The 26,710-nt window shown below is 60.6% G+C and carries 20 protein-coding genes and 3 pseudogenes; 14 read left to right on the top strand and 9 right to left on the bottom strand.

The genetic code is table 11. The features are described 5' to 3' along the window. Positions 1 to 63 precede the first annotated feature (63 nt). Together L8M95_RS06730 and cynS are read left to right on the top strand one after the other, a co-directional pair. Positions 64 to 921 (top strand): formate/nitrite transporter family protein, encoded by an 858-nt coding sequence (locus tag L8M95_RS06730; protein WP_260488715.1) that lies wholly within the window; start codon positions 64 to 66, stop codon positions 919 to 921. Positions 922 to 998: 77 nt separating this feature from the next. After that, entirely contained in the window at positions 999 to 1,448 is a 450-nt protein-coding gene (cynS, locus tag L8M95_RS06725; RefSeq protein WP_260488714.1) for a cyanase, read from the top strand. Positions 1,449 to 1,452: 4 nt separating this feature from the next. Here cynS and L8M95_RS06720 read toward each other — a convergent pair whose 3' ends face one another. Further along, positions 1,453 to 1,767, bottom strand: coding sequence for an InlB B-repeat-containing protein (locus tag L8M95_RS06720; protein ID WP_260488713.1), 315 nt, complete (start codon positions 1,765 to 1,767; stop codon positions 1,453 to 1,455). Further along, entirely contained in the window at positions 1,764 to 2,531 is a 768-nt protein-coding gene (locus L8M95_RS06715) for a sulfite exporter TauE/SafE family protein (RefSeq protein WP_260488712.1), read from the bottom strand. Before L8M95_RS06715 ends, L8M95_RS06720 begins: the two co-directional genes overlap by 4 nt. Before the next feature lie 72 nt (positions 2,532 to 2,603). On the opposite strand from L8M95_RS06715, the gene L8M95_RS06710 reads away from it, so the two are divergent. Then, positions 2,604 to 3,644, top strand: coding sequence for a Ku protein (locus L8M95_RS06710; RefSeq protein WP_260488711.1), 1,041 nt, complete (start codon positions 2,604 to 2,606; stop codon positions 3,642 to 3,644). A 20-nt stretch (positions 3,645 to 3,664) separates the two neighbouring features. Here L8M95_RS06710 and L8M95_RS06705 read toward each other — a convergent pair. Continuing rightward, positions 3,665 to 4,041, bottom strand: a pseudogene (locus L8M95_RS06705) (PH domain-containing protein). A gap of 132 nt (positions 4,042 to 4,173) precedes the next feature. Between L8M95_RS06705 and L8M95_RS06700 the strand changes: the two are divergent. Beyond that, complete coding sequence (locus L8M95_RS06700; protein ID WP_260488710.1) at positions 4,174 to 5,469, top strand: amidohydrolase; 1,296 nt, start codon at positions 4,174 to 4,176, stop codon at positions 5,467 to 5,469. 241 nt (positions 5,470 to 5,710) lie between these two features. On the opposite strand, the gene L8M95_RS06695 is transcribed toward L8M95_RS06700, so the two are convergent. Together L8M95_RS06695 and L8M95_RS06690 are read right to left on the bottom strand one after the other, a co-directional pair. Beyond that, positions 5,711 to 6,595 carry an alpha/beta fold hydrolase gene (locus L8M95_RS06695; protein ID WP_260488709.1) on the bottom strand — a complete coding sequence of 295 codons (885 nt, stop codon included), beginning with the start codon at positions 6,593 to 6,595 and terminating at the stop codon, positions 5,711 to 5,713. Positions 6,596 to 7,187: 592 nt separating this feature from the next. After that, positions 7,188 to 7,772, bottom strand: coding sequence for an ElyC/SanA/YdcF family protein (locus tag L8M95_RS06690; RefSeq protein ID WP_260488708.1), 585 nt, complete (start codon positions 7,770 to 7,772; stop codon positions 7,188 to 7,190). A 1,525-nt stretch (positions 7,773 to 9,297) separates the two neighbouring features. Here L8M95_RS06690 and L8M95_RS17585 point away from each other — a divergent pair. From L8M95_RS17585 to L8M95_RS06645, 10 genes and pseudogenes are all read left to right on the top strand, one after another. Further along, the gene (locus L8M95_RS17585) at positions 9,298 to 9,741 is read left to right on the top strand and encodes a hypothetical protein (protein WP_396119586.1); all 444 of its coding nucleotides are present in this window, start codon (positions 9,298 to 9,300) and stop codon (positions 9,739 to 9,741) included. Between the two features lie 518 nt (positions 9,742 to 10,259). After that, positions 10,260 to 11,084 carry an O-antigen ligase family protein gene (locus tag L8M95_RS06680; protein ID WP_260488707.1) on the top strand — a complete coding sequence of 275 codons (825 nt, stop codon included), beginning with the start codon at positions 10,260 to 10,262 and terminating at the stop codon, positions 11,082 to 11,084. Between the two features lie 1,215 nt (positions 11,085 to 12,299). Continuing rightward, a pseudogene (locus tag L8M95_RS06670) lies at positions 12,300 to 13,280 on the top strand (IS481 family transposase). Positions 13,281 to 13,467: 187 nt separating this feature from the next. After that, positions 13,468 to 14,865 carry a polysaccharide biosynthesis tyrosine autokinase gene (locus L8M95_RS06665; protein WP_260488705.1) on the top strand — a complete coding sequence of 466 codons (1,398 nt, stop codon included), beginning with the start codon at positions 13,468 to 13,470 and terminating at the stop codon, positions 14,863 to 14,865. A 47-nt stretch (positions 14,866 to 14,912) separates the two neighbouring features. Continuing rightward, on the top strand, positions 14,913 to 16,781 hold the full coding sequence (locus tag L8M95_RS06660) for a nucleoside-diphosphate sugar epimerase/dehydratase (protein ID WP_260488704.1): 1,869 nt from the start codon (positions 14,913 to 14,915) through the stop codon (positions 16,779 to 16,781). A 246-nt stretch (positions 16,782 to 17,027) separates the two neighbouring features. After that, positions 17,028 to 18,170 (top strand): glycosyltransferase family 4 protein, encoded by a 1,143-nt coding sequence (locus tag L8M95_RS17580; protein WP_396119583.1) that lies wholly within the window; start codon positions 17,028 to 17,030, stop codon positions 18,168 to 18,170. Positions 18,171 to 18,246: 76 nt separating this feature from the next. Next, a complete protein-coding gene (locus L8M95_RS06655; RefSeq protein ID WP_260488703.1) occupies positions 18,247 to 19,443 on the top strand; it encodes a hypothetical protein in 1,197 nt (398 codons plus the stop codon). Beyond that, positions 19,431 to 20,597 (top strand): glycosyltransferase, encoded by a 1,167-nt coding sequence (locus L8M95_RS17575; protein WP_396119580.1) that lies wholly within the window; start codon positions 19,431 to 19,433, stop codon positions 20,595 to 20,597. Before L8M95_RS06655 ends, L8M95_RS17575 begins: the two co-directional genes overlap by 13 nt. Before the next feature lie 440 nt (positions 20,598 to 21,037). Continuing rightward, positions 21,038 to 22,300: a nucleotide sugar dehydrogenase gene (locus tag L8M95_RS06650; RefSeq protein ID WP_260488702.1), complete on the top strand. Its 1,263-nt coding sequence runs from the start codon at positions 21,038 to 21,040 to the stop codon at positions 22,298 to 22,300. 109 nt (positions 22,301 to 22,409) lie between these two features. Next, a complete protein-coding gene (locus L8M95_RS06645) occupies positions 22,410 to 23,480 on the top strand; it encodes a glycosyltransferase (protein WP_260488701.1) in 1,071 nt (356 codons plus the stop codon). Between the two features lie 76 nt (positions 23,481 to 23,556). Here the strand turns inward: L8M95_RS06645 and L8M95_RS17570 are convergent. The 4 genes and pseudogenes from L8M95_RS17570 to L8M95_RS06630 all read right to left on the bottom strand — a co-directional run. Continuing rightward, positions 23,557 to 23,769: pseudogene (locus L8M95_RS17570) on the bottom strand (ISL3 family transposase); the annotation flags it as partial. Positions 23,770 to 24,191: 422 nt separating this feature from the next. Continuing rightward, positions 24,192 to 24,368 (bottom strand): hypothetical protein, encoded by a 177-nt coding sequence (locus L8M95_RS06640; RefSeq protein WP_260488700.1) that lies wholly within the window; start codon positions 24,366 to 24,368, stop codon positions 24,192 to 24,194. Continuing rightward, positions 24,368 to 24,577, bottom strand: coding sequence for a hypothetical protein (locus tag L8M95_RS06635; protein ID WP_260488699.1), 210 nt, complete (start codon positions 24,575 to 24,577; stop codon positions 24,368 to 24,370). Before L8M95_RS06635 ends, L8M95_RS06640 begins: the two co-directional genes overlap by 1 nt. 588 nt (positions 24,578 to 25,165) lie before the next feature. Then, entirely contained in the window at positions 25,166 to 26,422 is a 1,257-nt protein-coding gene (locus tag L8M95_RS06630; RefSeq protein ID WP_260488698.1) for an IS256 family transposase, read from the bottom strand. Positions 26,423 to 26,710: the final 288 nt, after the last annotated feature.

Genomic DNA, 26,710 nt, shown 5'->3' with positions numbered 1-26,710 from the left:
ACGGCCACGCCAGACTCAGTGGCAGCTCATCCGAGCAGCACCGCAGAGCTGGAGGAGACCGAAGTGTCTTACGTCGAACCCAAAGACTTCACCCGGGCGATGATCGAGGCCGGGGCCAAGAAGGTCCACATGTCCACCCGCGACACCCTGATCCGCGGCTTCATGGCCGGCGCGATCCTGGCGTTGGCCGCGGCGTTCGCCGTCACGGTCACCGTGCAGACCGGCAGCGCGCTGCTCGGGGCGGTGCTCTTCCCGGTCGGCTTCATCCTGCTGTACCTGCTCGGCTTCGACCTGCTGACCGGGGTGTTCACACTCGTGCCGCTGGCGCTGCTCGACAAGCGCCGGGGAGTGACGGTCGGCGGGATGTTGCGGAACTGGGGCCTGGTCTTCGTCGGCAATTTCGCGGGCGCCCTCACCGTGGCATTCCTCATCGCGTTCATCACCACCTACGGCTTCAACGTCGCACCCGACGCGGTGGGCCAGCGGCTCGGGGAGATCGGTGAAGCCCGGACCCTGGGCTACGCCGAGCACGGTGCGGCCGGGATGCTGACCCTGTTCTTCCGTGGCGTGCTGTGCAACTGGATGGTCTCCACCGGCGTGGTGGCCGCGATGATGTCGACCAGCGTGAGTGGCAAGGCGCTGACCATGTGGATGCCGGTGATGCTGTTCTTCTACATGGGGTTCGAGCACTCGGTGGTCAACATGTTCCTGTTCCCGACCGGACTCATGCTCGGAGGCGAGTTCTCACTGGGTGACTACCTGGTGTGGAACGAGATCCCGACGGTCGCCGGGAACCTGGTCGGTGGACTGCTCTTCGTGGGCCTGACCCTCTACGTCACCCACGCCCGTACCAAGGCGCGGCGGCCGCTGCAGGCCGAGCCCGCCCAGGCCGACGTGGAACCCGCCGGCGCCCCGGCCTGACGCGCCCGCACGTCACCGCGACCGCCCCTCACCGCCACCCCACCTCACTGCCGTCCCACCCACCAGGAGGACCTCCGATGACCCCGATCATGTCCAAGCGCGACGCCGCCGCGCACGTCGACTCCGCCCGCATCCGCCAGGGCCGCACGTGGGCCGAGCTGGCCGAACACCTCAACGCTCCGCTGGTGTGGACCACCGCGGCGCTGCTCGGCCAGCACCCGATGACGGCCGAGCAGGCGCGGTCGGTGTGCGAGCTGCTCGGCCTGGGCGAGGACGTGGCCGAGAGCCTGGCGCTGCAGCCCAGCCGCGGCACGCCGGCCGAGGACATGGCCGACCCGACCATCTACCGGCTCTCCGAGGCGCTGTCGGTGTACGGCCCGGCCCTCAAGTCGCTCATTCACGAGGAGTTCGGCGACGGCATCATGAGCGCCATCAACTTCCAGGTGGACTTCCGCCGCCGGCCGGACCCGGACGGCGACCGGGTGGTCATCACGCTCGACGGCAAGTTCCTCGACTACAGGTGGTGACCGGTCAGCCCTGACGGGCGACCGCGATGAGCATCTCGAGGCTGCCGCCAGACAGGGAGCCCGATGCCGGGGTGACGGGGGTGGCCGGCACGCTGTCCGGTCGCCACCCGGCGTGGACGGTGAGGTCTTCGGTGAGCGGGGTCTCGGGGTCGAGGGGCTCGCCGCCGTCGGGGGAGGTGTACCAGCCGGTGAAGGTGTATCCGGTCCTTTCGGGGGCGGCGGGGCGCTTAGGTGGGGGAGTGATGACGACGACGACGTCAGGTACCCGACCGAGTTCCGCAGCCCGGCTCGCCGATTCCCTCCGGGGATGAGGTTTCACAACACCCCGGTCACGCCGGCGAGACCGCGCCCCAGGAGCATCAGTGCGCCGGTGGCGACCACGACGACGGCGACCCGGCGACCCGCCTCGGCGGAGACCCGCCGGGCCACCCGCCCGCCGACCACGATGCCGATCGGCACCATCGCGAGGATCAGCGCGATGACCCCCGCGGGCGGCAGCGCGGACAGCGGCGCCGCTCCGAGGCCGACTTTGGTCAGCACCGAGACCGCGCCCATGGTGCAGAAGATCGGTTGCAGGGTGGCGGCGAAGGACCGCTGGTTCCAGTTGGTCGCCTGCGCGTAGACGAGCATCGCGGGCGCGGCCACGCCCACGGCGGTGTTGAGGAATCCTCCGGCGGTGCCGGCCACCGAGGCCGGGACGGGGCCGCTGACCGGCGGGATCCGCACGAGGGCCGTGGTGAGCAGCGTGCCGAGCAGGGCCACCCCGATGATGACCTCCAGCCAGGCGCGGTCGGCAGCGCCCACGAGGAGGGCGCCGGGCACGGACCCCACGACGATCAGCGGTGCCAGGTGGAGATACCGCCGCCAGTCGATGTCGCGCCACAGCGTGATCGCGATGAGGGCCGCGGAGACGGTGGTAGTGAGGTTGGTCAGCAGCACCCCGGCGACGGGCCCCAGGAGCAGCGCTAATGTCGGCGAGACCACGAGCCCGACGCCCATCCCGCTGACCCGCTGCAGGACCGTGCCCAGGATGACGGACGCCGCCGCGATCAGCAGGAGGAGGGGACCGACGTCGGCGGGCATGCACCACAGCATTCCAGGTGCGCCTGCCTGCGACCGGCGGCGCCACACGCCCCGATATCGCATACTCCCTATATGCGATCCATCTGGAAGGGCGAGGTCTCCTTTGGTCTGGTGAATGTGCCGGTCAAGGTGTATTCGGCGACGGAGGACCACGATCTGCATGCGCGGCAGGTCGATAAGAAGGACGGCGTGCGCATCCGCTACAAGAAGGTGCGGGACGACAACGGTGAGGAGGTCGAGTTCTCCGACATCGCCAAGGCGTACGAGTCGGAGGACGGCGAGATGGTCATCCTGACCAAGGAGGACCTGGCGAGCCTGCCGGTGGAGCAGTCCCACGAGATCGAGGTGACGGAATTCGTCCCGGCCGACCAGGTGGATCCGGTGGCCTTCGACAGCGCCTACTTCCTGGAGCCGGCGTCGCGGTCGAACCGCGCGTACGTGTTGATGCGGGAGGCGTTGCAGTCGACGGACCGGTTGGCGATCTGCACGTTCACGCTGCGCAATCGCACTCGGCTGTGTGCGCTGCGGGTGTACAAGGACATCCTCATGCTGCAGACGTTGCTGTGGCCGGATGAGATCCGCCCGGCGATCCTGGAGGGCCTGGACAAGGAGGCAAAGGTCCGGCCGCAGGAGGTAAAGATGGCGGCCTCGCTCATCGAGACGATGGCGGCGGATTTCGAGCCGGAGAAGTACGAGGACGACTACCAGAATCAGCTCAAGGAGCTCATCGAGGCCAAGGCGGCCGGGGGAGAGGCGTTCACGGTCGAGGAGAAGGACACCTCGGGCGACGATGACGGTGACGACGAGGTCGCCGACCTGCTCGCCGCCCTGCGCGCGAGCGTGAAGGACCGCGGCGGCGACACCGACGCCAGCTCCGATGATGACGACGACGAGGACTCCGGTTCCGCGAAGAGGTCGTCGGCCAAGAAGAGCAGTTCGAGCTCGGCGAAGAAGGCCCCGGCGAAGAAGACCCCGGCCAAGAAGACCGCGGCGAAGAAGGCTCCTGCCAAGAAGGCAGCGGCAAAGAAGGAGCCGGCGAAAAAGTCGACGGCCACGAAGTCGACGGCTAAGAAGAGTGCAGCGAAGAAGGCTCCGACAAGGAAGTCGGCCTAGCTGCAACGTCTAGCGACGGGCTACCCGTTCAGGACGACACGCGCGATGAGGTGGTCGAGCTTTCGGATGTCGACTCCCCGGTTCAGGTTGATCTTGATGTGGCCGGCTCGTGTCCACAGTTCGAGCTCGGAGTTGAAGTCGAGCATCCTCCCCGCGTTCTCAGACGACCACATGTTGATCGCGTTATATGGCAGAGAGTAGATCTCGACCTTCTTACCTGTCAGTCCCTGCGCGTCCCGCACGATGAGGCGCTTGGTGGTGAAGATCGCCGAGTCGCGAATGTCTTGTACGCAGCGATCGGCTGCTCACCCTGAACGAGCAGAGGCCCGATATCGTCGGGAATCGGACACTCTGCGACGAACGTCCAGGCGGCGATATTGGCGACAGCAGAGGTCAAGACAGCTCCGAACTATTCAAGTTAGCGTCGTGCACAGTCATTGGATCTGCTCGCGATAGTAGTCACCGAACAGGGGCGCTCGAGACGCATTTCGGAGGACTCGATCGAGAGAAGTGGAGGAAGGTGGTAGTCATGCCCACCATCGCAAGTCCCGCCACCCTCGAGTCCGCCGTCTCGACCCACCTTCCGTGGCTTCGCGACCTCTACCGCCACTTCCACCGCCACCCGGAGCTCAGCATGGCCGAGCACGCGACGGCGGACCGGATCGAGCAGGAGCTCACTGCGCTGGGCCTGGAGTCCCAGCGCATCGGCGGGACGGGCGTCGTGTCGGTCATCAGCAACCCGGGCCCCGCCGGCACGAGACCCGCCGCCGCCGACGCCCCACCTGCCGAAGGCCCCACCGTCTTCGCACGCGCCGACATCGACGCACTGCCGATCCAGGAGGACACGGGACTGGAGTATGCCTCCCAGACACCGGGCGTCATGCATGCGTGCGGCCACGATGCGCACGCGGCGGCGCTGCTGGGGGCCACCCGCATCCTGGCCGAGCACCGAGACGCCTGGTCGGGCACCTACATCGCGGTGTTCCAGCCGGGGGAGGAGACGGCCGACGGCGCCCGGGCGATGATCGATGGCGGCCTGCTTGAGCGGGTCCCGCGGCCGGACGTGGCGCTGAGTCAGCATGTGATGCCTGCGGCGGCCGGCACGATCGGTACGGTGACGGGCCCGGTGCTCTCGGCTGGCGACTCGCTCAAGATCACCATCCACGGACGGGGCGCTCACGGCTCGATGCCGCACACGGCGGTGGACCCGGTCGTCCTGGCGTCGTCGATTGTCCTGCGCTTGCAGACCGTCGTCTCGCGTGAGGTTGAGCCGGGGACGTTCGCGGTGCTCACGGTCGGCTCGCTCACGGCCGGCGCCAAGGCCAACATCATCCCGGCCTCGGCGGAAGTGCTGCTCAACATCCGCACCTACGATCTGACGGTGCGCGAGCAGGTCATCGCGGCGATCGAGCGGATCGTTCGCGCCGAGTGCGCGGGTGCCGGAGCCCCGGCCGAGCCGGAGTTCCACTACTACGACCAGTACCCGCTCACCAGCAATGATCCGGCGGTCACGGACACGGTCACCGAGGCGTTCGTCGAGCACTTCGGGCCGCGCGCGGTGTACGAGGCCAGCCGGGTCACGGCGTCGGAGGATTTCTCGCTGATTCCGGACGCGTTCGGGGTGCCGTACACGTACTGGACCGTGGGTTCGGTCGACCCGGCCCGCTACCGGGACGCACTGGCCCGCGGCGCGGTGAGTCAGGAGATCCCGGCCAACCACTCGCCGCATTTCGCGCCGTTGGAGGATCCGACCCTGCCCACCGCGACGCGCGCCCAGGTGGTGGCGGCGCTGGCCTATCTGGGCGACGTGCGCCGGGTTGATTAGCGGGCGACGACGACGACAAAGTTGCTTTTGCCCCACGCCCCGCGGTCACCACGGTGGCGGAACCGGCTGAAGTGAGCCGACAACGGCATCTCTGTGCCTTTAGCGATCGCGGTCAAGGCGTGAGCGCTGAGGAGCATCCGCTGCATCACTACTTCCGGCGGGCGAAGGCCGATCAGCTGCTGTTCGGGGACGAGTACGCGTACGTCCAGGCGGTCGGGGAGTCGCTCACTGCGCGGTGCCGTCAACTCCACTTCTCGACGAACGCCAGGGTCGCGGTGTTGGCGGTGTCGGGATCGGAGGCCGTGAGGAAGTGCTGGCCGCCGTCGACGATCTGCAGTTCGGCGGAGGGGGAGTGGGTGAACCTCGTGATGCCGTCCTCGGCGTTGGCCACCGAGTACACCTGATCGGCGGTGCCCTGGAGCCACAGCACCGGGCAGGTGACGCCGTCGAGCCGGGCCTCGAGGCCGTCGCGGTCGCGGAGGTTGACCGACGCGGTGCGCAGGCGGTGCCGGCCGTCGTCGCCGCGATAGTTGGTGCGGTAGGTCTCCAGCCAGAACTGCTTCTCCGCGTCGGAGACGTTCTCGCCGAGGCCGGCGGCGAGGACACCCAGGACGAAGTCGTCGTCGACCACCCAGTCGTCGCCGACGGGGGCCGCGAGTGCGTCGATCGCCGGGCTGCAGAAGTCGGAGCCGTCCCAGCAGCCGCGCTCCATGCTGGCCTTGCTCTCGTAGTCCATCGAGGTCCCGACCACGACGATGCCGCGGATCGCGTCGGGGTCGAGCAGCGCCATCCGGGTGACGATCCACCCGCCCTGCGAGGTGCCCAGGGCGAGTGCCGTGTCGATACCCAGCGCGTCGAGCACCTGCAGGTTGGCGATCGCGCTGTCCCAATAGGTGAAGTGCCGGTACCGCGAGCGGGTGGCGCCGTGGCCGTACGGCTCGATCGCCAGCAGGTTCATCCGTGAACTGAGCGTCTCGTCGGCGAACTGCGGGCGATACAGCTCGACGGAGGTGGTGAACGAGTTGGACATCACCAGGGTGGGCAGGGAGGGGTCGTAGTCGCGGCCGAACCGGTAGCCGATGGTCGAGCCGCCCAGGTGCGGGATGTCGATGGTCTGCGTGGTCATGGTGGTCTTTCGTGAGGGGAGTGCGGAGGTGTTCCTTGACCATAGGACGTGATCGACTCGCACTGCTGACAAATCAACAGGTGGGTCGGACCCGCCGTGTGCGCTGCGGGTCTACAAGGACGTGCTGATGCTGCAGAGGTCGCTGCGGCCGGGTGGGATCCGCGCGACGATCCTCGCGGGCCTGGACAAGGGGGCGGAGGTCCGGCCTGACGGGCCCCAACTCGTTAGCCACACATACGAACTTGACAGTTGTGTAGTAGCCACTCGGCGGATATTGTCGCTGGCAGTCGGTGGCGTAGCCTTATCCCCCCTCGAGGTGTTGCCGGCTCCGCAACGATGCGGACTACGCTGACCGCGTATGGTCGCGATCCTGCATCGTGCGCGACAGAGTCGCCGGCGGCTGCGGGCTCCCCCTCCGCGGCCCCGGCGACTCAATCGTCTTGATCTCATTAATCCCTTGGTGCGGACCCGGTGGCGTTTGAGAATCGGCTGCGAAACCAGCGCCCACGGAGGCAAGCCACCTTGCAGCTTTGTGCCCCGCGCCCCGTCGGTCCGCCACTCCAGGGGGCGACGTTCCACGAGGCATGCACCCTCAACACGCCGGCTTGATGAACGCCTTGAGGTAGCCACCCGTTTCGTGCAGCAGGGCGTAGCGCCGCGAGATCGAGGTGGGCCGGGGCGTGTCGGTCACGTAGACGGGGCCGTCGAAGCACTGTTCGAAGTACATCCGCACCCGCGACACGTGACCCCAGTAGGTGACCACGAGCAGTGAGCTGTACTTGCGCTCGCGGGCAATGCGGGTGGCGGCGGTGGTCTCACCCTCGGTGGTGTCCACGTCGGGGGCAAAGCACTCGACGTCGATCCGACGACCGTCGCGGGCGAGGACCGGGGTGGAGGCGCAGTAGGAGTCGATGGCGGCGGCGTAGCGGCCGGTCCCGCTCGGCGGCTGGGAGACGAGGATATGGTCGGCCACGCCCTCTTCGGCAAGGCTGCGGGCGTAGACATAGCGGTCGTCATTGGAGCCTGCCACCACCACGATCGCGTCGACTCGCTCCGGCGAGTCGACCTGGGGAAAAAGAACGGCGCGCGCCGCGGTCAGACCCGTGACCAGCAGCCCCACCACCAGGACGAGCGCCAGCACCACGATGCTGCGGCGGCGTCGGGAGCGTGGTCTCACGGATACAGGTTACGGAGGCGTGTGAACCGGAGGTAAAGGCGTCCGGCTCGGTCGGGGTGGGGCGTACTGCGCGACGCGCGCAGGGGCGGGGTGGGCTGCTCTGCTCAGCAGGCGGGTGTGAGGAAGGTCTTGAAGTAGCCACCCGTCCCCGAAACGGGACCTGAGACAGGGCAGGCCAGATGTCACCTACTTGTGCACCAGCTTCTATTGGCTCGCTGACTGCCAACAGGTCAGAGGGGCGCGAGCCCTACCGGCAATGCGATCCGCTACGCTTCCTCTATGGGAAACGGGCTTCTTCACATTGCGAATACGGTATCTGCCATCCTGCCAGCCACCAGGTTTTTTCGATTCAAGTCGGTGATGTACCGATTGGCGGGGCTCGATATCGGATCCAATGTGAAGATATGCGGTGGTGCGCGGATTTACTATCCGAACGTGGCGATCGGCGACAACACTTGGCTAGGTATTGGCGCACTCGTCGTTTCAACGAAATTATGCCGAGTAGCTATCGGGGCCAACTGTGATATCGCTCCGCGAGTAACCGTTACAGTGGGAAGTCACGCTATCGGGGGTCCGGAACGCAGGGCTTCCGATCGCGCCAATTCGAAATCTATATCAATAGGTGATGGTACCTGGGTCGGTACGGGCGCTACTCTGATTTCCGGTTCAGGCTGCGGTTACGGTTCGGTAATCGCTGCCGGCTCAGTTGTTACAAAAAAATTCGGGCCGAATGTAATGGTCGGAGGGGTTCCGGGACGAGTGATTCGTGAATTGTAACTGTTGTTCAGAAGTATGGAATCGCAAACGCGTCCAGTAAGGTTAGCGGTCTACATATTGAGTACTCTTACGTTTGGCTTACCGTAGGACTTTGTCGGCGGCTCTTGTTGAGGCGACGGTGTGGGATCGCTGGTTCTGAACTTGGTTGAAGGCGCGGATCTTCGAATTGAAGTCCTTGACGGATGTAACGATTCCCCGACGGATGGTTAGCGTTTGACAATGCCGGACTAATTTCCAGCATATTCATCCACTTGACGTGGGTCCCCGCCGCCACCTTTTCGAACTGAGGAGGATGGATGAATGCTGGAAAGGATCGAGACCGGGACTAAGGAGCGGGCGGTGCGGATGGTGCCGAGCTCCGTGGTGAATACGCGTCTCTGACGGCCTGCTGCGACCAGGTGGGTCGCCTCTAGGGCTGGGTAAGGCGACGTTCCGGAGGAGGTCCAGTGCAGTGTGACATCGACGCTGGCGCCTAGAACGGCGTCAGCGCCGCGGTCAGGTGCCTCAGGACCGAGAACCGGCAGCTGACCAGGGGCCTCGAGATCATGCGCACGCCTCGATTCCATTCGCGGGTGAGCTTGAGCTCCACAACTGGTGGTCTGCGAGTTCGTCAAACAGATGAGGTTCGAGTGGCACGCAGTTGGGTTGGCCTGCCAAGACTGCGCAATGCAGGTCTTCAGGTCGCCGCATACACCAATCGGATGTGGACCTCACCCTGGCGTACGGTGGCTGAGCCGGCCTCACCTACGTGGCGTTCATCGTCGACGTGTTCGCCCAGCGGATCGTTGCCTGGAACGCGGCCACCACCATGGCCACGGATGTGGTGATGACGCCGCTGCGGATGGCGCTGTGGCAACGTGACCGCGACGGGTACCCGATTGAGCCGAAGATCCTGATCAGCCCCTACAGGCTGAACGAAGCCGAGCTCATCCGCGGCCCTGCCCACGCGGGGCGGCCGCTGAAGGCCGTCGAGCACGTCGAGCTGGCCAGCTTGAGCTGGGTCCACTGGCAGAACAACGCCTGGCTGCACGGCTACGTCAATGACATGCTCCAGCAGAGTTCAGGGAGACGTTCTACGCTACGAAGCGGTCCGACCCGGCCCAGATTGGAATCCAAGCCCGACCATCCATCAGGCCCAGTGCGATTCAGGAGAGAAATCGGTGTTTTGAAGCAGCCCACAAACGTCGTATAGGGGTGACTTGGCGCCGACGGCTCGAACAAATTCACATGGCCTCAGACTTCGCGGGTAATGTCCCCGTCGTGCCTTTACTGACTGAAGCCCTACTCTTGGCGACAGGTGCTACGGCCATACTTCTCATCGGACTAGTGCCACGGGTGCCAGTAGTCTTGTTCATGCTTGGAGCGCTCTTCCCAATTTGGTCGATCGCCACCCTGCCGCCTGCAGTCTTCGACGCTGCACGGTATGGGCTCGCACTGCTACTGGTGGCACGACTCTGGGCGATTGGGAAGACGACGGTGAGAGGGCGTCCATCCTGGGCAGTTCCTATCGCGCTCACCGGTATCCTGGCCGCACTACTTACCTGGTATCGGGGGGACTTGCCGATAGAGGGGATCGTCATGTTGTGCGCAGCGATTCTCGCATGGACAGTCATCGCTCACATACCAAACCCGTGGCCCATCTTTCTCGGCTTCGCTGCCACTGCCACACTCAGCGCGGCTGTACTGGTAGGCAACGCCGCCGGAATCGGAGTGGCTACACTACTGACCCCAAATCAGGATGCTGGCGAAGCCAGGCTTACAGGGCTGGCATCCTCTTCGATTCGAGTGTCGATGGACTTGGCTATCGCCATCATCGTGTGGTTGATCGTATATCGGTCGCGACGTGGGGGCCAGTTTCTGCCTCTTGCGGGTCTGGCCGCCTGCTCCATCGGGATTCTTATGTCCGGCGGACGTACCGGCATTATCGGGCTCGCCCTCGCCCTACTCGTGGGCGTCTTACGTGGATGGATCAAACCGCTGCCAGCATTCCTCATCGCTGGCGGCGTGGCGCTTGCCGTAAGACAGACCCTTCAAGCCACCGCGCCCGGCAGGTTCAATACACTTGACCGCCTTCTAGGACCCGCCGATGACGGCTACGGTGGATTCACAAGCGGTAGGACTGCTCTACTCTCGGACGCATGGACCAAGCTCGCGGCATCACCGCTCACCGGGGTTAGTGATACGCAGGCACACTTCGCGCCGCTGTACTTCGCCGCCTTGGGGGGAATTGCGGCTGGCGCGCTTATTTTGTGGCTAACAATTCGGCTTCTGATGCTTCAATTCGTGCGGTTGGGGGAAAGGGCTTACCAACCCGAAGTAGCAGCATCGATGTTAATTTGTTCAATTTTTCTTGTCTGGGCGCTAGTTGAGCCGTATGGTCCATTCTTTGGATTTGAATTTAATTTACTTCTGTTCGGGTGCGTAAGCGTACTATTGCGCCCCAACGTACCCGAATGGTTGGGTTCGCAGCCCGATGAACCTAACCGGGCCTTTCCCTTGGTCGAAAGACAAGACTGTAGAGGGCAAATGACCTGAGGCTGGGCCAATACATCCCCCTCGCAAACGCTGTATTCGCACCAATGGTCGAGTTGGCTAGAGTCTGTCAGCCAGACTCAGGTGGGTGGCCTGCTCGGGGAATCTCGGACGGCGGGTTCTCCTAGACTTGAGGACTGCCGAAATGGGACCTGGCAGTGGGTGCGTCACGCAGACTAGTTGGCCATCAGCTTGAGTACGAGCTGTGCCAGGAGGTCATCACGACCTCGAAGACGACCAATACTTTACGAGGGGCAGCGACGCCGAGCAGATACGAGTACATCGACACCTGCACGAAGGGCCCAGCGGAGACTAATCCAGTTTGGAAGTCTGGCGCCTGACTGGCAGTCTCCGCTGCAAGGTCTTGCAGCTAGCTTCCCGGACCAAACCCGGCCAGAGCGGATCAACAGGCGGGCGAGAGCAGTGCCTTAAAGTAGCCACCTGTCTCGTGAATAAGCGCGCTTTTTCTCGAATTCGGTAGTGGTCGCGGAGTGTCGGTAACAAATACTGCCCCTTCGAAGCACTGCTCGAAATATATGCGTACCCTCGAGACGTGGCCCCAGTAGGTCACCACAAGGACTGACTCATAACCTAGTTTGCTGGCGATGCGGTTAGCGGCTGTGGTCTCGCCCTCAGTAGTGTCGATGTCTGGGCGGTAGCATTGCACATCGATACGTCGACCATCGCGGCCTACGAACGGAGCCGAGCCACAATAGGAATCTACGAGAGTGGCAAAGGACCCGCTGAGTCGAACGGGCCTAGAAACCAAGATGCGGTCGGCTACCCCGGCTTGGGCTAGGTGCCGCGCGTATTCGTAGCGGTCGTCTTGTGCCCCGGCCACGACAATGATGGCGTCGACGTGTTTGGGGGAGTCGGTACGAGGAAGAAGTACAGATCGTGCGGTAGTCAGCCCAACCACCACCGACAACCCGACGACGATGAAAGCCGCTAGTGCTGCGTTTCGGCGTCGCCGGAAGCTCGGTCTCACGGGGATCATCTTACTGAGCGATGCGTGGAAGAGCTGAAGCCGATTGGGCTGATGCACGGTTAGCCCGAGAACTACACGGGTTTCTGCGGATCGCTGGGTGAGGACATATCGAAGTGTTTGGTGAACAGCAGAGACTAGGATTTGTTGTCGGTTCCCGGCCCTCTAGCAGAAAGCACTCGGCAGGTGAACGTAATACGTGGCCGGTCTGTCGTGCTGATCACGGTGCCGGAATGATCTCTCACAGAACATCCCTCGATCTATCGGAATTCGCTGACCGGAGACGTTGGTTCCACGCGAGCGCTGCGTTGACCCCGCGCCACCGTCTCCGTGTCGCCCAGCTCGTGGTGGATCAGGGCGTACCAATCGGCTAAGTCATCGCTCGTTCTTAGTTCCTGGCCCAGGGTGGAGAGGTGGGCTGTCCGCTACCGGGCCGGCGAGCCGATGCCTGATCGATATAGCTGCCCACGACGCAGCCCTCGGAAGACGAGCCCTGAGGTGACCCGACGTTTGGTCTCACTTTCCTCCGTAAACGGCTTGGCCTAGTCGGCATTTCCGCACCGTGTGGCGTCGCTCCTCGGTCCGCGCACCGCGTTCAGTTCCGGTGCCGACTAAACCGGTTGTTGTACTGCGACCGGGCAGCCAGTGAACTGGTGCCCCCTACGAGCACTTCCGCCCCGGGGATCTCGTACGTTGGGACGCGAAGACGTACGTCGCTGGCTGACCGCATGGCCGCCGCAACCGCTCCGCCACCCCCAAGAAGGCCCGCGACTGGCAGCTATTCGTGCAGCAGTCCTCCACCCAATTCGAAGATGGGGCACGCGTTCATGCACTTGATCCTGGGCGATTACTCCCGGCTGGTCTACTCCCAGATCCACGGGGACGAAACCGGTGCGACCGCGCCGATGCCGTCTTGATCAACGGGTGGAGTGGTTCGCCTACCGAGGCGTCAACGAACGACGCGCGCTTAGTGCCAACGGCTCCTGCTACAAGGCCCGCATCTGGCTTCGCGTATGCCGAGACCTGTGCATCAGATCGTGAAGGACCCATCGGACCGCCCGCAGACCAACGGCAAGATCGATTCCATACACCGCACCCTGGCGGGCAGCTGGGGTCCCCCATTGTCAATCCGCGGATACGAGCGGCGGGACCGGCTACCTGCCCTCATCCACGAACACAGCTACCACCGAACGCACAACGCCTGCGGCAAATAACCGCCTACTAACGGCTCAGCCAACCCACCGGTTGGTACACGTTCCCCAGCAGGTTGGGTGAACTAATTGTTATCGCGAGAACTGTCAGTGTTGAGGTGCGCCTCAGCCGAGTAGTGTGAGCAGGTGGCCCGATGTGTATCCAATAAGCTGGGTCGATTCTTTAACTACCAAGAGGGAAGGACCTGGAGTGGATCTGCGGGACCTGCTGTCAATATTCCGTGCCCGTTGGATAGCAATAATGGCTTCGACGCTCGTCGGGGGAGTCCTGGCCTTAAGTTTGAGTTTGCTCACGACGCCCACCTATCAGGCCGATGTGCAGTTTTACGTGACGGTCGCTGGAGGGGAAAATGCTGCCGCAACGGCGTATCAGGGGTCGCTTGGTGCGCAACAGCGAGTGCAGTCGTATGCCGCGCTAGTAAAGAGCACTGACATAGCGTCGGAGGTCTCGGAGGCAAGTGGCGCAAACATCGATCCCGGCGAGGTTACGAACCGAACCTCAGCAGCCGCTGACGCTAATACCGTACTACTGAACGTCGCTGTGACTGATTCCGAACCCCAACGAGCTCTTGCCCTTGCGCAGGGGTTCGGCGAGGTGCTACCCGAAGTAATTAGGCGACTCGAAACTCCAGATGGCGGCGGTCCTGCCCTGGCAAAGCTCACTGTTATTAGCCCGCCTGAATTGCCGCGAACTCCCATAGCCCCTAAGACAGAACAAAACGTGGCGATCGGACTCGTCCTTGGCTTGCTCGCCGGCGTAGGCCTGGCACTTCTTATCAATGCGCTGGATCGGAGGGTCAAGTCGAGAGAACAACTGGAAGCGATAGCGGGTACGCCTGTCGTTGGTTCGATTCCCTTCCGGAGGAGCGAGGACAAAGAGAAGGGGGCAGAGCATCTCGTCCCATTCCGCGAGGGGCATTCCCCGGCGGCGGAGTCTTTCCGGCGCCTACGGACAAACCTGCAGTTTCTCAATGTTGACAACCCCCCGCGCGTGATCGTCGTGACCTCGTCGGTGGCTGAGGAGGGTAAATCCGAGACCGCCATTAACCTCTCGCTCGCTCTCGCGGAGGCGGGCAATCGGGTCCTTCTGGTCGAGGCGGACCTCCGTCGGCCGCTCGTGGTCAACTACATGTCGATGCCGGATAAGGTGGGCTTGACCAATATCCTCTCCGGTCAAGCCGAATTTGAGGACGTGGTACAGGAGACACGGCACGACGGAGTGGATCTGCTGGCGTGCGGCCCGCTGCCGCCCAACCCCTCCGAATTACTCGCGTCTGATATGGCTACTGAATTGATCGATAAACTCCGCCGTATATATGATTACGTGATTTTTGATTCCCCACCACTACTTCCGGTGACCGACGGTGCGATTCTTGCTCGAGCAACAGATGGAGCGCTTCTTGTGGTGCGATCGCATCGCACCACAAGCGACCAGGTTTCCCATGCAGTCGATAATCTAGAAAAGGCAGATGCAACTCTGCTGGGATTGATATCGGTGGCCAATAAGCCTGCGAAGAAGGGCTCGGCCGCCTATTACGACACATACTATTACTCGTCCAAGAGTCGCTCCACACCAGGGGAAGCTTGAAGGTGTCGTACTCCCGAAACCTCCCCACGCGTAACCGAGGACTGATAATGACCGGCATTGAACGAGCAGGGCAGAATATTAGCCCAGTTTGGCGGGCCGTCGGGCCTAAACCGTCACAATGGATCGTTGTCGACGCGTTCTTATGGTCGGTGATGCTTGTCGGTGCGTTGTGGATGCGTTTCGATTTCGCTGTAGACGAACTTGCTCGGGGCCTCGGTTCTGGTCGCTTCTACTTAGTTCTCTCAGCATTGGTGGCTCTGACATGGATCATCGGTTGGTTCACTGGGTTATACCGCGGACGGTACGTGCCTGGAAGCGTTCTTGAATCCAGCGTCGTGACGTTCGTTTTTGCAACTTCCACCCTTCTTATATTCCTTGGTCATATCGTTGCAGGACAGATAGACGGGGTACCCCGTTCGACACCTATCGTCGCGGGCGCATTCACCATTCTGTCCGCTCTCGTCCTGAGGTCGCTGGTACGACGTAAGAGGTTATTCGGTGCAGGAGCAGCCGAAGGTGCGGAGCGAGCTCTAGTATTCGGCGCTGGGGACGGAGGACTTCAGCTAGTCCGGCAGCTGCGTCGTTCAAGAGTGTCGCAGTATAATCCAGTTGCGATCTTGGATGACGATAATGCTAAACGACACATGGTTATCGAGGGGGTTCGCGTCTACGGGGGGCGCGAGAGACTCGAAGAAATTGCCAAGAAAACTGGCGCCACCACATTACTTCTTGCTGTGCCAAGCTTGCCGGGTGACGAACTGATCGATATTCGCGACCGTGCCGAAGCAGTAGGTCTGCATGTTCTCGTGCTGCCCCCTCTCGATTCCATGATGAGAGGAAGAGTCGCGGCTAACGAGCTTCGAGAGATCAATGTCAACGATCTCCTCGGCCGTAAACCCGCGAACCTGAACCAGACACAGATTGCTGAATACCTCCGAGGTAAGCGAATAATGGTGACCGGCGCCGGCGGATCCATCGGTGCCGAGTTGTGTCGCCAAATTGCTAGATTTCGGCCATCTGAAATCATGATGCTGGACCGTGACGAATCCGGACTACATTCGGTTCAGCTTTCAATCCACGATCAAGCCATGCTAGACGGCGACGATACGATCCTTGCGTCGATCCGCGATCGGGAGTCGATTACAGCAATTTTTGAACTGCGAAAGCCCCAGATAGTATTCCACGCCGCCGCGCTAAAGCACATGCCGCTCCTGGAGCATTATCCGTTGGAGGCGCTTAAGACAAACGTCCTTGGAACATTGAACCTGCTAGACGCTGCCGCGAAAAGTGGCGTCGAAACCTTCATCAACGTATCAACTGACAAGGCAGCGAATCCGAGTTCGTCATTGGGGACTAGCAAGAGGATTGCGGAAAGGTTAACAGCGGCAAGGTCGACATACGAGACTGGGGCGAAGTACGTTTCAGTGCGTTTCGGGAACGTCCTAGGTTCTCGCGGATCAGTGCTCACAGTCTTCGAGAAACAAATTAGAGACGGGGGACCACTAACCGTGACGGACCCGCAGGTGGACCGATTCTTCATGACTATTCCGGAAGCCTGCCAACTAGTTCTCCAGGCGGCGGCTGTTGGTGGTAGCGGCGATACGCTAGTGCTGGACATGGGGGAACCCATAAAAATCGCTGACGTCGCCAAGACACTCATCGAACAGTCTGGTAAGAACCTCGAAATCGTGTACACCGGCCTACGAGATAACGAGAAGCTCTCAGAGGAGTTGTTTGACGATTCCGAAGAGCCGGTCATAAGTACTAAGCACGGGGCGTTATCTGAAGTGCGCGTACCCCCCATCTTCCTAGACCGAGACGAAATCGAGTCCATCACGGATCACGAAACAGCTCGTGACTGGCTAAAAAGGAACGTATATCCGATACAGCCCCAAAGCGATAGGCTAAACAAGTGAGGGCGGCTCCTGGGCTCTTGGAGAGTACAACGGAAGATATTGCGCTAATTCTTCTCGGTTGGGCGCCAAGCACAAGTACCGTTGGCCGCGGGCTGAATGCTGGGTTTATTCGCGAATTTCGCCTAAATTCCTCCTTTGGAACATTGTCGATTGGTCCATTGGCCTTACGGGTACCCGCTGGCGAGGTTTTCGACAAAGGCGTAGGGTTTACAGTCGATCTGGAATGGACGGGAAGGCTGGCATCAAGTGGTTCATTTAGTTGAGTTCTGGCTTGATTCTCCGTCAATCCATCAAGCACCGCTGATAGCAGAGTTTGCCCACTTAACCTCCTATGAAGTCCGTGTAGTTATCTCAGGCGAGATTGGAGAAAGACGAAGGCGGCTTGGTTGGGGCACTCCAGACTTCGGCCGCGTTGAGATTCTAGAGGTGCGGGACCCGGACGCGTGGCCACGCACGCTCCAGGAAAGACGCACTGAAAAACTGGTAGTTGTGTCCGGTTACGGTGCGAGCGCAGCCTCTCGGTTCGTGCTTTCTTCGCTTAGGGAAACCGGCATTTCTTGTATTATTCAAACCGAAGGCTGGGATCCAAGCAAGCGCCTACTATCGGCGCTTAGATGGGGCAAGTACCTACCGGAGATCCTCCGAGCCAATCGCAATTCGGTCGTTGTTCTGGGTATCGGCAGCCATGCCGTCCGTCAATTTTCGAAGTCTTGGCCCAAAGCGCAACGATTTTACGAGTTTGGGTACTTCCCGCAAGTGACGAGTACTACTCCGCGTAAACCGGATAATCCAACGAACGCCGAGCAAAATTATTTGCTGTTCATTGGCGAGCTAATCGAACGAAAGAACGTGAGGGCCCTCGTCGACTCATGGTCCGCCTCGGGTGTAGACGCCGGATTGACAATCGTCGGTGATGGGGAATTACGAGAAGCTGCGATGACTTGGCCGGCGTCGGCAGACGTTGAATGGTTAGGAGCAATCCCGCACAGAGAAGTAGGTGCATTGTTGGAGCGGGCCTCCGGTCTCGTCTTACCTAGCCGTTTCGATGGGTGGGGCGCAGTGGTTAGCGAAGCTTTACTCTCAGGGGTTCCAGTACTTTGCAGTCAGGGTGTAGGCGCTGCCACGCTTCTCAGTGGGGAAGGTCCTCGGCGAGGTCATACTTACCGGTCCAGTAGCGAATTGACCGAAGCAATCCGCAGTTTTGTCGGCGATCTTGAAGGGGGTGTTTTTGACACCGCCGAAATCGCGCGGTGGTCTGAGGCCCACTTGAGCGCTAGCGCTGCGTCGAAGTACTTAACAAATATAATAGAATTCGAGTTTGGCGATCTGGCCGTTAGGCCTAAGCCGCCTTGGAAGACAATGTACGTAGAGGGTGGCAGCTCCAAATGACTAGAACTCGGCTGTGCCCCGCCTTCCGGCACTGCTCGGTTAGTCTTCGACTGCTGACTATCAGGGCCGGCGCTTGATGGCTAGTTCCTACTTGAAGCGGATGTCTTCAGGTTTGTTGGTGCGTGTTATATCCACGGTTCTGCAAACCATCACACTCTTAATACTGGCACGTCAACTAGAGGCGGTCAGTTTCGGCTATTATGCTTCGACCGTCAGTGCCGCTACCTTCGTAGGCGCGGTCCTTACTTTCGGGGCCAGCATGCGTATAATTTATCTTAGTGCGCCGGGGCAGGCCCAGCTCTTAACCACCTTAAGGCTGGTTAGTATTGCGGGTTCATTCACGTCCGGTGTTCTTAGCGTTGGTCTAGCAGTGCTGATATGGGGGAGCGAGAATCTCTTGCTTCTCGTTGCGGCTGCGGCAGCAGTATTTGTGGAAGTCGTCTACACCGCCGAAGCAAACTCGCACTTCGCGCGAGGAGCGGTACGGAAGGCCGAGCTATTGATTCTCGCGAAGCGGTTGCTACCCTTCACCTTTATTGTCGTTGGTTTCTTTTTCTCTCGTCTAGAAGTGACGGTGTTCTATCTAGCTGGACTTTGCTTGTCATCTTTACTGATCGCCATCGTCGTCCTAAGTTCGTTACGCCTACGGGGCATGTTTTCAGCCTTCATAGAGGCGGTCCGGACGAGTCGTCATTATTGGGTCTCGACGATAATGGCAACCTTCCAGCAGTTAGATGTGTTAATTGTGGGTGGGTTGATGGGGGGCGCTCAAGCTGGTGGTTACGCTGCGGGATATCGCGTAGCTAGCCCGGCACACTTGATAACTACATCAATTACAGCGATAACAATACCTAGCGTGGCAAATGAAACGATTTCCCTATCAGAACGGAAAGTAGCTCTTCGGTCACTTAACCGTTATATGGGAGCATATGCGTGCGGCTTGATTATCCTGTCGCCCCTCGCGGCCCTGATAGCTCCTTTGCTGCTTGGGAAATCCTACGAGGATTTCCGCTGGCTCTTTGCTCTCTTTGTAGTTAACGCAGCGGTCAATTCGTGGGTGCAGTCCCGGATCGGCGTAGCCAATAGTTTTGGTTACTCCGCCTACGTCGCCAGCTTTCTTTCCGTATCTACTGTCGCTTCCCTTTCGCTTATCGCCATGTTCGCCTTGGTTGACACTCTGATCGGGGTCTGTATCGCATTGTTAGTCAGCCAGATCGTGCAGGCAATTGTCTTTTCATTTGTTGCTAGGAAAGGTTCCGAATGCCTACGGTAGTGATCCTTGTGAACGACCCGAGTCTCGGCGGAACGAGCCGAAGCGCAGTGCAGTTTGCCAGGTGCTGGAGGTCAATCGGGTTCGAAGTGTGGATACTCCCTACATCTACGCTCCATCCGTCCAGGGTTGACGAAGCAGAACAAGCTGGAGCCACTGTCCTCCGAGACAGCGGGGCGCGTCCGCCCAAAATTGATGTCGTTCACTTCCATCACACCACCATTGAGCCGTTGGCTCTGGAGGTACTGGCGCAATTGTTGGCATCAGACGAAACAGGTAGTCACCCCCGATTGCTAACTCATAACATATTTGCTGAGGACGATTGTGCGTTAGACGAGCTACCTGTTTCGCGGACTGTCGGTCTCATGTCCGGATGGTGCTCCCTTCAGTATCGCTCTGCAACGGGTATTCGGCTGAGCTCGCGAACTCGGATCATTGAGTTGCCCAATCCGCAGAATGATCGCTATTTTCGGCCCCCATCTAGGCAAGAGTGGGTATCGGCACGGCAGCGCTTCGCAGGTGGGGCAGAGCGGGTGCTTCTACGTATAGGTTCACCTATTGATAGCAAGTGGCACAGTAGCTATATCGAACTAGCTACGCGTTTGCCGAGTTCGTGGTTACTGGTATTGGTTGGTTGCCCACCCGAGCTGTGCAGGAAATTAGAGCCGTTCCAAAACGTCATAGTTCAGCCCTCTGTGTCCGATGATGCAGTATTGCGCGAGTACTATTGGTCCGCTGATGTTTTTGTTCACGCGGCGCAGAAGGGGGAGAGTTTTGGCAATGTGATTCACGAATCGCTGCTTTGCGGGACTCCAGTGGTCTACTACAATCGCCCATTTCGAGATAACAGTCCGATTGTTTTGGGTTCGATAGACGGTTTCGTTCATGAATCTACTCCGAGCAAATGGGTCTCGCGATGTCTTGCAGTTGAGTCTGGTTCAAAGGTTGGACGAGGTGAGGTTGTTTCAATCTCGGGCCGGGATGCAGTGGCGCGTAAGTTGAAAGAATGGTTCGAGGGAACTGACTACAGCACTCCCTCAATGGGCGTGGCGCTTCTGTATTGGCCGTTTATCTTTGCGGGAAATAATGCCCTAGCTCGGATTATGAAGAAGCAACTTCATCGACTACGGAAGACCCGAGCTACGCGGCGAAGTTGAATCCTGGTCGAGGAGGCGAGGAGGGGCGACCATGAACACAATCAGCTAGCTAGCATGAATCAAATTGGCTCGCTGGTGGGCCTGCATTGTGCGTCTCAGCGCTCAAGTGCATCACCATTGAAACAAGGGCCCTTGCCTGACTCTGGCCCAGAGATTTAGGTCGCACGCCCGCCAGCATTCGGCCATGAGTAGTTTTGTATACGGTCGGTCATTCAATATCCTGCAACCACCCACTCCTGCCTCTGTAGCTATGTGCGGCGGCCTTAGAGGCGGCTGACTACCCAGCGGCCATCCAGCACGAATAACGGGCGCAAGGTAGGCGTTCGAGTATCCTAGAAGCGAACGATTGCGCAGCTAGCGCCTTCAGTTCGGCACTGAGAGGCAGGAGCCGTCGAGTTAGAAATAGAGTCGAATAGGTTGCTATCGTTACGAAAGGAAAGATGAGCATGCAAACAGTAATTATTGGGTTAGGGTATGTCGGGCTTCCGTTGGCCCGGGAGGCCACTATGGCTGGCCTCAACGTTATTGGCCTCGATGTCAACTCGGGGGTGACATCGGCACTCAATAATGGTCGGTCACATATCGACGATCTCTCGGACCGGGACATTAACGATATGCTCAAACATGGCTTCTCAGCCACTACTGATTCGAGGGTGCTTGCAGAGGCGGATGTAGCTGTAATCTGCGTTCCAACACCACTCTCGAACGAGGGTGGGCCGGATTTGAGGGCCGTGGTGGGAGCGGTTTCGATGATCGCTGAAAACATTCACAAAGGAATGTTGGTTATCCTTGAGTCCACGACTTATCCAGGAACTACCGACGAGGTGGTCCGACCCATTCTAGAAGCGCAGGGCTTAACCGCCGGGGTGGATTTCAGTCTCGCGTTCTCTCCCGAGCGGATTGATCCGGGCAATTCGTCGTTCGGTGCAAAGAACACACCCAAGGTGGTTGGCGGGCATACAGACGCCTGTACGTCCGAGGCCGCCGAGTTCTATGAGCAGTTTGTTGACAGGACTGTGCGCACGAAAGGAACTCGAGAGGCTGAGATGGCGAAGCTTCTTGAGAATACTTACAGGCACGTCAACATCGCCCTTGTGAACGAAATGGCGCGGTTCTGCCACGATCTAGAAATAGACCTATGGGACGTTATTGAGGCGGCGAAGTCGAAACCCTTCGGATTCCAGGCGTTCTATCCGGGGCCGGGTGTAGGCGGGCATTGTATACCGATCGATCCCAATTATCTCTCGCACAACGTGAAGTCTCGGCTTGGATACCCCTTCCGTTTTGTTGAGTTGGCACAGGAGGTGAACTCCCGTATGCCGGCTTACGTTGTTGAGCGCGCCCAGGATATTTTGAATGCACGTGAGAAGGCATTGAAGGGTTCGCGGGTTCTTCTTCTGGGGGTAACCTACAAGCCCAACATTGCGGATCAACGCGAGTCTCCGGCTAAGGAGGTAGCTGAGAGATTGCTAGCCAAAGGTTCAGTTGTTGAATATCATGACCCATTTGTGCAGGACTGGGATGCGGTCCCGACGGCACTGCGGACCGAGGACTTGGCAGTTGGGGTCGCAGGTGCTGACTTGACGATCCTCTTACAAAACCACCGTACGTACGACGTCGCTTCGTTGGCTGAAAGGGCGATTTCGTTCTTTGACACTCGCGGGGAGGTGGACAGCGATGGCGCCGGCATCACCCGCTTGTAGGGCCGACTCCCTACAGAATTTGCCTAGCGCTAAGCCAACTGTGCTCATGCTGACCCCGCTATATCCTCCTGCATACCGGGGAGGCGGGCCAATTCGTACCACAGAGGCGATGGTAGAGACGCACGGTGACAACTATCAATTTTATGTTATTGCCTCAGATACCGATTGGGGCGAGTCTGCCCCGCTCGGAGTGGCAACCGATCGGTGGCTGCGTCGGGGTAGCGCTTATGTCCTTTATACGAGAGCAGCAAAGTCCACCTCGATCTTAAGGGCGCTGTGGCTCGGTAGACGATTGAAACCTGATTTTGTCTATATTAACAGCTTCCTGAGTCCTCGCTTCTCGATTTTTCCAATTGCTCTATCGCGCGTAGGGTTTTTTGGTCGGAGTATCGTTGTTGTCGCACCACGTGGGGAATTCGGCGACGCGGCCCTGGCTATTAAGCCCCGGAAGAAAGCCCTGTTCTTGGCCGCGTCAAAGATTATCGGTCTTCACCGGAGAGTGGTGTGGCACGCATCAAGTGAGGTCGAGGCAAGTGAAATTAGAACAATTCGTCCTCGGGCCAATATAAAAGTACGTCTAAACGAGTCAAATCTTCCAAGAAAAGCCCTACGTAGGCATGAGCCCTGCGGTGAGCATGTCAAGCTTGTGTTCGTCAGCAGAATTTCTGAGATCAAGGGTGTCACGCTTCTGCTTGAGGCGCTTTCACATGTGACCGCCGGCAAGGTGTCGTTGGATTTGTACGGTAGTGCGCAGAACGCGCATTACTTGCATGAGTGTCGAGAAATTGCCGCACAAATACCTGCGAATATAACCGTCACTTTCCACGGAAGCGTTGAGAACAGCGAGGTCCGAAGACTGTTCATGTCCGCAGATGCTTTCTTCTTGCCCACCGAGCATGAGAATTTTGGACACGCTATCGCGGAAAGTCTGTCAGCAGGTTGTCCCACTTATATCGAAGATGTCACTCCGTGGACCCAGATTATCGAAGGTGGAGGTGGCCGGGTAGTTCCTGAGCATACAGTGAGTTGTTGGTCCGAGGCAATTGAAGAGTTCTGTACGGCGCTCCCGGAGACGCGAACTGAAATGAAACGCCGCGCGGCAGATGCTTATGAACGGTGGCGTGCCGGCCATGAGGGTCCTTCAATTTTCGACCTTATCTTGACCGACCGTAGCTCCTGACTTCCTTGCTGATTGCCCATTGTTCCGCTAGCAAGTGAGCCTGTCGCAAAGGTTTGCGTTTGTGGTTCGTTCGGAATCAAGAGCAGTTAATTCGGTTCTGAAGCTGACCGGAGTGGATCAGTGACCGCTGGATCTAGTGACTCTTACATTCCGGAAGCCCAGGACTAAGCCGCGGAGGTGCTCGAGACGGCCGTTGACGGCCTTTACGGGGCCGTTGGGGCGTCCACGTCGAAGGAGGTGGGTTATCTGGCCGCCGCTTCCACAGCGACCGGCCCAGCTGAGCGAACTCGGGTAGTTCCCTCGGAACGCCGGCCCGGATCGAGCGCAGGAGCTTGTACATCGCGAACTTGCCCTCGCTTACCCGAGGTTTCGTAAGCGGTGATGAGTCGCTGTTAGATGCCGTAGGTGGCCTCCACCGTTGCGTGCGCATCGCGGGCAGTGAACGCCTTCCACAGCCGGGCCCCGATCCCGACTAGCTTGCCGACGTCGCGGACGTGCTGAACCACGGCCCCGGAGTCGTCCTCACCAATCGATCCCCCCGGAATTCATTACGGACGAACTAGGCTCCGAGGTGTCCACTTGTTGCGTCGTTGGCTAGAAACGACCCCGTCACGTACGGGTCAATTCTCACCCGCCGTCGACATCCGCGTCCTTTCGAGTAGTTGATCTCGGCGATCGAGGCCTGCGGGATGGGGGACTTGGCGGCGCGAATCAGCTTGTCAATCCGGTGGGCCTGGCGTGGTCCAGGGCTTCGTCGACGGCGGTGTGGAAGTTCTGCTCCGGAGTGAGCTCGTCGTTGTCCTCGTCGCTGATGAACTCCTTGAAGCGGGTGGCCACGTGGGTGAAGCGAAGATTGCGGAACTTCTGGCGATCGATCTCGGTGAACATCACACGCCCTCCCCGCTGCGGCCGCGCGCATAGTGATCAGCCGACCGGACTTGGATCGCGCCGTCGGCCCGGGGGCCGGCCGGCGGCGGCGGTTTCCGGGTGGCCGCCGCCGGCAGGACGGGTCGGGGCGCCTTGTGGTCGGAGTCGATGGTGGCCATGACGCGTTTGAGCACGCTGTAGCTACCAGCGCAGTATTGGTTGAGCAGCACTTGGCAAGCTGCCTCGAGCCGCTGCCGACTTCTCTTGCCCAACTGTTTGGGACGTGCTTCGGATAGCACGGTTCTGACGATCGGATAGCGTTCGGACGGCTACCGGATAGCGCCTCGATGGCGTCAAGTGCCGCCCGCCGGACTCCCCGTCCCCCTGCTCACCAGGGCCTGCGCGGTGGCAACGTGTACGTCTCTTGATCGCGTCGGGCAGGCCGAACCGGGGCCGTTCCTTCGAACACCGACGCCGCGCACTTGACCAAGTCCCCCGCCCAGGTGGCGAAGCGTCGCCAGCCTGACTGCCCCAACGCGCCGCCAGCAGCTAACAGTTGTGTGAACTGGGACTTCAGGGCGCCCCAGCTCCCCGGAGGGCCATCCAGCTCCCAGGGGACGAGCAGCACGTCATTGAACCCCACAGAGATGGCGTATGACTCACTCAGAGCGGTGCATCCCGACCTGCCCGTCCGGTCGGTGAGGATCAAGAAGCGGGCACCAACCCGGACCCGGTGTCGCGCGCGAACCGTGCGTTCGCCCTGGAACGGCCGGCACGATAGTGCCCCGTGGGGTGGTGGGATTCGGATCGGCGTCTAGTCAGGCGCAGTGATCAACGAGTCGTTGCTGATCGTAGTCGCCGCCGGCGTCGAGGGCTTGCTGCTTGGCGGCGATGACTCGGCGGAGTTGTGCCATCGAGGTCTCTGAAAGGTAGCGGCGGGAGACCTGCCATTCGTCGTGTTGATCGATCACCACCGAGGTCGCCAAGCGCAGGAACGCGGCCGGGTTGGGGAAGATCTCCACGACGTCGGCGCGGCGTTTGATCTCCTTGTTCAGGCGCTCGATCGGGTTGTTGGACTCGATCTTCTGCCAGTGTCCGCGGGGGAACGCAGTGAACGCCAGAACGTCGGTCTTGGCCTCGCGCATCATGGCGGTGACCTTGGGGAACGACTCGGCAAAGGTGGCGGTGACCTGGTCCCACTGCTCGGCCACGTCGTCCGGGTCGGTGTGGGCGAAGATCGTCTTGACCGCCGCGGTCACCGCGGGAGCATGCTTGGAGGCCACGGCCCCGTGCAGATTGCGCATGAAATGCACCCGGCATCGCTGCCACGAGGCACCGACGAACTGCTGCGCCACCGCCGCTTTCAAACCTGCGTGAGCGTCCGAGATGACCAGGTGCACCCCGGTCAGGCCACGCGCTTTGAGCGAGCGCAGGAAGTCCGACCAGAACTCGAACGACTCACTGTCACCGACGGCGGTGCCGAGCACTTCGCGGGTGCCGTCAATGGAGACCCCGGTGGCCACGACCAGGGCGTGGGAGACCACATGCGCACCGATCCGGACCTTGCAGAAGGTGGCGTCGGCGAACACGTAGGGGAACTCGGTGTGGGTCAGCGTCCTGGTGCGGAACTGCTCGACCTCGGCGTCCAGGTCGGCGCAGATGCGGGAGACCTCGGACTTGGAGATGCCGGTGTCGACCCCGAGTGCGCGGACCAGGTCGTCCACGGCCCGCGTGGACACGCCGTGCACGTAGGCCTGCATGATCACTGCGTACAGGGCCCGATCGATTCGGCGGCGGCGCTCGAGCAGGGCCGGGAAGAACGACCCTGCCCGCAGTTTCGGGATCTGTGCCTCGATGTCTCCGACCGGGGTCGAGATCGTCTTTGGGCGGTGGCCGTTGCGGTGGGTCGTGCGGCCTTCAGTGCGTTCGTAGCGGTCGGCGCCGATCTTCGCAGCGGCTTCGGCCTCGATCAGCGCCTGCAGGCCGGCCCGCACCAGCTCGGCGAACATGGCCTGCGGATCGGCGGCCAGCAGTGCGTCGAGCTGGGCGTGTACGCCAGAATGGGACTGGGTCATCGCGTGGTGTGTCCTTTGCTGTGAGCTACTTGGCGGTAACTCATTGACCACTACGCGATGGCCCGCCCTCTTCAGCGGACCGCCACACCTTCGTCAGCCAGAACCCCGGCCCCGAAACCCCACCACTCCACGGGACTTACCCGCCGGCACCGGTCGAATGTGCGCGAGCCGAGCGAATCCCTGCGGGTCCGCTACCTGGTGCTCGTACGCGCGCTATCCGATCGTCAGAACGGCGGTTTCCGAAAGGCGTTCCTAACAGCCCAACGTCTCGGGAATGTTCTGGCGGTC

The sequence above is a fragment of the Dietzia sp. B32 genome (genome assembly GCF_024732245.1).
GTDB lineage: Bacteria > Actinomycetota > Actinomycetes > Mycobacteriales > Mycobacteriaceae > Dietzia.
The sequence above is the reverse complement of the archived record's forward strand: the minus strand, read 5'-3'. Positions and strand labels throughout refer to the sequence as shown.

What these genes read in the sequence shown, in the direction of transcription:
- cynS (WP_260488714.1), top strand. Translation starts at nt 999, where the DNA reads ATGACCCCGATCATGTCCAAGCGCGACGCCGCCGCGCACGTCGACTCC.
- L8M95_RS06715 (WP_260488712.1), bottom strand. Translation starts at nt 2,531, where the DNA reads ATGCCCGCCGACGTCGGTCCCCTCCTCCTGCTGATCGCGGCGGCGTCC.
- L8M95_RS06710 (WP_260488711.1), top strand. Translation starts at nt 2,604, where the DNA reads ATGCGATCCATCTGGAAGGGCGAGGTCTCCTTTGGTCTGGTGAATGTG.
- L8M95_RS06700 (WP_260488710.1), top strand. Translation starts at nt 4,174, where the DNA reads ATGCCCACCATCGCAAGTCCCGCCACCCTCGAGTCCGCCGTCTCGACC.
- L8M95_RS06695 (WP_260488709.1), bottom strand. Translation starts at nt 6,595, where the DNA reads ATGACCACGCAGACCATCGACATCCCGCACCTGGGCGGCTCGACCATC.
- L8M95_RS06660 (WP_260488704.1), top strand. Translation starts at nt 14,913, where the DNA reads ATGACCGGCATTGAACGAGCAGGGCAGAATATTAGCCCAGTTTGGCGG.
- L8M95_RS06655 (WP_260488703.1), top strand. Translation starts at nt 18,247, where the DNA reads ATGGCTAGTTCCTACTTGAAGCGGATGTCTTCAGGTTTGTTGGTGCGT.
- L8M95_RS17575 (WP_396119580.1), top strand. Translation starts at nt 19,431, where the DNA reads ATGCCTACGGTAGTGATCCTTGTGAACGACCCGAGTCTCGGCGGAACG.
- L8M95_RS06650 (WP_260488702.1), top strand. Translation starts at nt 21,038, where the DNA reads ATGAGCATGCAAACAGTAATTATTGGGTTAGGGTATGTCGGGCTTCCG.
- L8M95_RS06645 (WP_260488701.1), top strand. Translation starts at nt 22,410, where the DNA reads ATGGTAGAGACGCACGGTGACAACTATCAATTTTATGTTATTGCCTCA.
- L8M95_RS06640 (WP_260488700.1), bottom strand. Translation starts at nt 24,368, where the DNA reads ATGTTCACCGAGATCGATCGCCAGAAGTTCCGCAATCTTCGCTTCACC.
- L8M95_RS06630 (WP_260488698.1), bottom strand. Translation starts at nt 26,422, where the DNA reads ATGACCCAGTCCCATTCTGGCGTACACGCCCAGCTCGACGCACTGCTG.